Source organism: Kitasatospora sp. NPDC004240 (assembly GCF_053603215.1).
Genome location: NZ_JBSGFD010000387.1, coordinates 1 through 3,392, shown reverse-complemented (window position 1 = coordinate 3,392; position 3,392 = coordinate 1). Strand labels below are relative to the sequence as shown.

The following is a 3,392-nucleotide window of genomic DNA, read 5'->3' as shown; positions in this document are numbered from 1 at the left end:
GGGGCGGTGAGCAGCCGCAGCCGGCGGGCCGCGGCCGGCAGGAAGCGCCGCGCGAACGCGTGCAGGGTGCCGGTGGCGCGGGCGAGGCCGGTCAGCGCGGCGTCGGCGCGGCAGAACCCGAAGGCGGCGGCCAGCGCGATCGCCGCGTGCACGGCCAGGAGCAGCAGCACGCCCAGCGGCGCGGCGACCCCGTGGCCGAGCAGGAACCCGCCGAGCGAGCCGCCACCGCACAGCAGCGGCTCGAAGCCGTGGCCGGCGCCGGGCGGCAGGGTCGGACAGGTCGTCTGGGCCAGGTCGAACAGGGCGCTCAGGCCCAGCTCCAGCGGCAGGAACAGCGCCGCGACCCGGGCGAAGCCGCGCTCGGCGCCGGTCAGCGGCAGGGCCACCGCGAGGACCGCGCCGAAGCCGACGGCGAGCGTGCCGAGCGGCAGCGGCCGCCCGGTCACCAGCACCTGGCCCAGCCCCGCGAGCAGCACGACCAGCGCGGCGAGTACCGCCGCGCGGAGCGTCCTGGTGGCCGGGCCGGCCGGGTGATCGGTCATGGGTACCGAGTCTGCCACGGTTGAAATCCGAACCACCGGGCCCCGGCCCGGTTTGTGAAGATCCTCACCGGGGGAACCCGCGGCCGCCGGACGTCAGGCCCGGGCCTTCGCCACCCGCTCCTCGACCAGCTCGCGGAAGTGCTCCAGGTCCGCCCGGACCGTCCGCTCGATGGCACCGGCCAGCGCGAACCCGTTCGGGCCGCCGAAGGCCTCGTGCACCTCCCGCGGGTCGTACTCGACGCGGATCTGCACCCGGGTGCGGCCGCCGTCCAGCGGGAGCAGGGCGAAGGCCCCGCGCAGCTCCGGGCCGTCCAGGGTCCGCCAGGCCATCACCCGGCCGCGGCCGTGGTCGGTGATCTCGGTCTCCACGTCCCGCTCGGCGCCGCGGACCTCGGCCCGCAGGTGGGCCAGGTTGCGGCCGTGCGGGGCGGCGTCGCGCACGCCGTCGACGAAGCGCGGGTAGTCGTGGACGCGGTGCAGCTGCTCCCAGGCCGCCAGGACCGGGGCGTCGATGTCGATCTGTTCCTCAAGGGTGCTCATGGGAGGGCCTCCACCGGTCGACCCCTCCAGACTGCCCCCGCCGCCGAGGACGGGCAACGCGCGGCCCGCTGCGCGAGACTGGGCGCATGCCGGAGCTGCCCGAGGTCGAAGCGCTCAGTGCCTTCCTGGACGAACGGCTCACCGGGCGGGCGATCGCCCGGGTGCGGCCGGTGGCGATCAGCGCGCTCAAGACGTACGACCCGCCGGTCACCGCGCTGGAGGGGCGGACGGTGGGCGCGGTGGGCCGGCGCGGGAAGTTCCTGGACATCGAGGTCCAGGGCCTGCACCTGGTGATCCACCTGGCCCGGGCCGGCTGGCTGCGGTGGCGGGACGAGCTGCCGCAGGAGCCGCCCCGCCCGGGCGGACGCAATCCGCTGGCCCTGCGGGTGCACCTGGCCGACCCGGCGGGCGCCCCGGCACCGGACGGCTTCGACCTGACCGAGGCGGGCACCAGGAAGGGCCTCGCGGTCTACGTGGTCGCCGACCCGGCGGAGGTGCCCGGGGTCGCGCGGCTCGGCCCGGACCCGCTGGACCCGGCCTTCACCGCGGAGGCCTTCGCCGCGCTGCTGCGGGGCGAGCGGCGGCGGATCAAGGGCGTGCTGCGGGACCAGTCCGTGCTGGCCGGCGTGGGCAACGCCTACTCCGACGAGGTGCTGCACGCGGCCCGGATGTCCCCGTACAAGCTGGCCGCCGACCTGGACGCGGCGGAGACCGCCCGGCTCCACGAGGCGCTCGGCACCACCCTGCGGGAGGCGGTGGAGCGCTCGCGCGGGCTCGCGGCGGGCGAGCTGAAGGCGGAGAAGAAGAGCGGCCTGCGGGTGCACGGCCGCACCGGGCGGCCCTGCCCGGTGTGCGGGGACACCGTGCGCGAGGTGTCCTTCGCCGACTCCTCGCTGCAGTACTGCCCGACCTGCCAGACCGGCGGCCGGCCACTGGCGGACCGCCGGATGTCGCGGCTGCTGAAGTAGTCGGGGGCCGGGGGCCGGGGGCCGGGGGCCGGGGCAGCCGGTGCGGGCCCGGCCACCCCGGCCGCTGTCAGGGCTTGCGGGCGACCGCGCCCCAGTAGTAGGCGGCGTACGGGTCGGCCGGGGCCTCGCCGTCGGGGCGCCAGGACATCACGGGGGAGACGCCGGGCTCGACGATCTCCCAGCCGTCGAAGAAGCGGGTGACCTCCTCGCGGGAGCGCGGTACCAGGGTCATCCCGCCCTGCTGCGCGGCGGCCGTCACCTTGGCCACGGTCTCCGGGTCGAAGTCCTGGGTGGGGTGGGTGAGCGCGATGCAGCTGCCGGAGGGGAGCGCGTCGCGCAGCTCGGCGACCTTGCCCCAGGGGTCGTCCTGGTCGGCGACCAGCATCAGGACGGCGATCAGCAGCAGGCCCACCGGCTCGTCGAGGTTCAGGGTGGAGGTGAGCGCCGGGTCGGCCAGCAGCTCGGCGGGCTTGCGCAGGTCGGCATGGATGTAGGTGGTGCGCGCGCCGGGGGTGCTCACCATCAGGGCGCGGGCGTGGGCCAGCACGATCGGGTCGTTGTCGACGTACACCACGCGGGTGCCGGGGCTGACGGCCTCGGCGATGTCGTGGGTGTTGGGGGAGGTGGGGATGCCGGTGCCGAGGTCGAGGAACTGGCGGATGCCCTGCTCCTGGGCGAGGAAGCGGACGGCCCGGCCCTGGAAGGCGCGGTTCTCCTTGGCCATCGCGCGGATGCTGGGGATCGCCTCCTCGAAGGCCTGCCCCATGGCGCGGTCGGGCGCGAAGTTGGTCTTGCCGCCCAGCCAGTAGTCGTAGACCCGGGCGGAGTGCGGGGCGCTGGTGTCGACGCCGAAGCGCTCCCACTGGCTCTGCTCGGCGGGGTCGCTCTCGGGCTGGTCGGAGAAGTCCTGACTCGTCGTCATGGCCACGTCCTCTGGAGGCAGATCATCACACTGGGGAGGGTCAGCGTAGCGGTCCGGGGTGGCCTGCGGTGTCCGCCGTCCGGCGGGTGGGTGGCGCTGAGCCGTCCGGGTGGTGATGCGTACTCTTTCGAGCGATGCCGGGACGGTCGGTGCCCTACGGGGGACGCATGCATCATGCTGTCAGATCATCAGATTACTTCGCGGAGATTGCTGCTGATGGCGGCAGGGATGTCGCTGCTCGGGATCGCCGGCTGCGGGGACCCAGGCCCGGATCCGTTCGGCAGGTCCGACCCGTCCGGCACATCCGGTGCGCCGGACGCGTCCGGTGCTCCCGGCGCGCCCGGTCCCGATGCCACCGCCCCCGGTGCCGCGCCCGCCGCCGCCCGGACCGCCTCGGCCGGGCCGTCCGCCGCGGCGACC

The 3,392-nt window shown here is 75.6% G+C and carries 4 protein-coding genes and 1 pseudogene; 2 read left to right on the top strand and 3 right to left on the bottom strand.

Annotated elements, in window-relative coordinates:
- Together ACWEQL_RS41700 and ACWEQL_RS41695 are read right to left on the bottom strand one after the other, a co-directional pair.
- Positions 1–542: hypothetical protein (locus tag ACWEQL_RS41700; RefSeq protein WP_452156736.1), on the bottom strand; the 542-nt coding region annotated here is incomplete at its 3' end.
- Between the two features lie 93 nt (positions 543–635).
- Positions 636–1,082, bottom strand: a complete 447-nt coding sequence (locus ACWEQL_RS41695) for an SRPBCC family protein (RefSeq protein WP_452156734.1) — start codon at positions 1,080–1,082, stop codon at positions 636–638.
- 86 nt (positions 1,083–1,168) lie between these two features.
- On the opposite strand from ACWEQL_RS41695, the gene ACWEQL_RS41690 reads away from it, so the two are divergent.
- Positions 1,169–2,050 (top strand): Fpg/Nei family DNA glycosylase, encoded by an 882-nt coding sequence (locus ACWEQL_RS41690; protein ID WP_452156732.1) that lies wholly within the window; start codon positions 1,169–1,171, stop codon positions 2,048–2,050.
- A 67-nt stretch (positions 2,051–2,117) separates the two neighbouring features.
- On the opposite strand, the gene ACWEQL_RS41685 is transcribed toward ACWEQL_RS41690, so the two are convergent.
- Positions 2,118–2,972 carry an SAM-dependent methyltransferase gene (locus tag ACWEQL_RS41685; RefSeq protein ID WP_452156730.1) on the bottom strand — a complete coding sequence of 285 codons (855 nt, stop codon included), beginning with the start codon at positions 2,970–2,972 and terminating at the stop codon, positions 2,118–2,120.
- Positions 2,973–3,188: 216 nt separating this feature from the next.
- Here ACWEQL_RS41685 and ACWEQL_RS41680 point away from each other — a divergent pair.
- A pseudogene (locus tag ACWEQL_RS41680) lies at positions 3,189–3,392 on the top strand (CapA family protein); the annotation flags it as partial.

Bases quoted from the DNA above. Each gene is read 5' to 3' on its own strand.
- ACWEQL_RS41695 (WP_452156734.1), bottom strand. From the start codon at position 1,082: ATGAGCACCCTTGAGGAACAGATCGACATCGACGCCCCGGTCCTGGCG.
- ACWEQL_RS41690 (WP_452156732.1), top strand. From the start codon at position 1,169: ATGCCGGAGCTGCCCGAGGTCGAAGCGCTCAGTGCCTTCCTGGACGAA.
- ACWEQL_RS41685 (WP_452156730.1), bottom strand. From the start codon at position 2,972: ATGACGACGAGTCAGGACTTCTCCGACCAGCCCGAGAGCGACCCCGCC.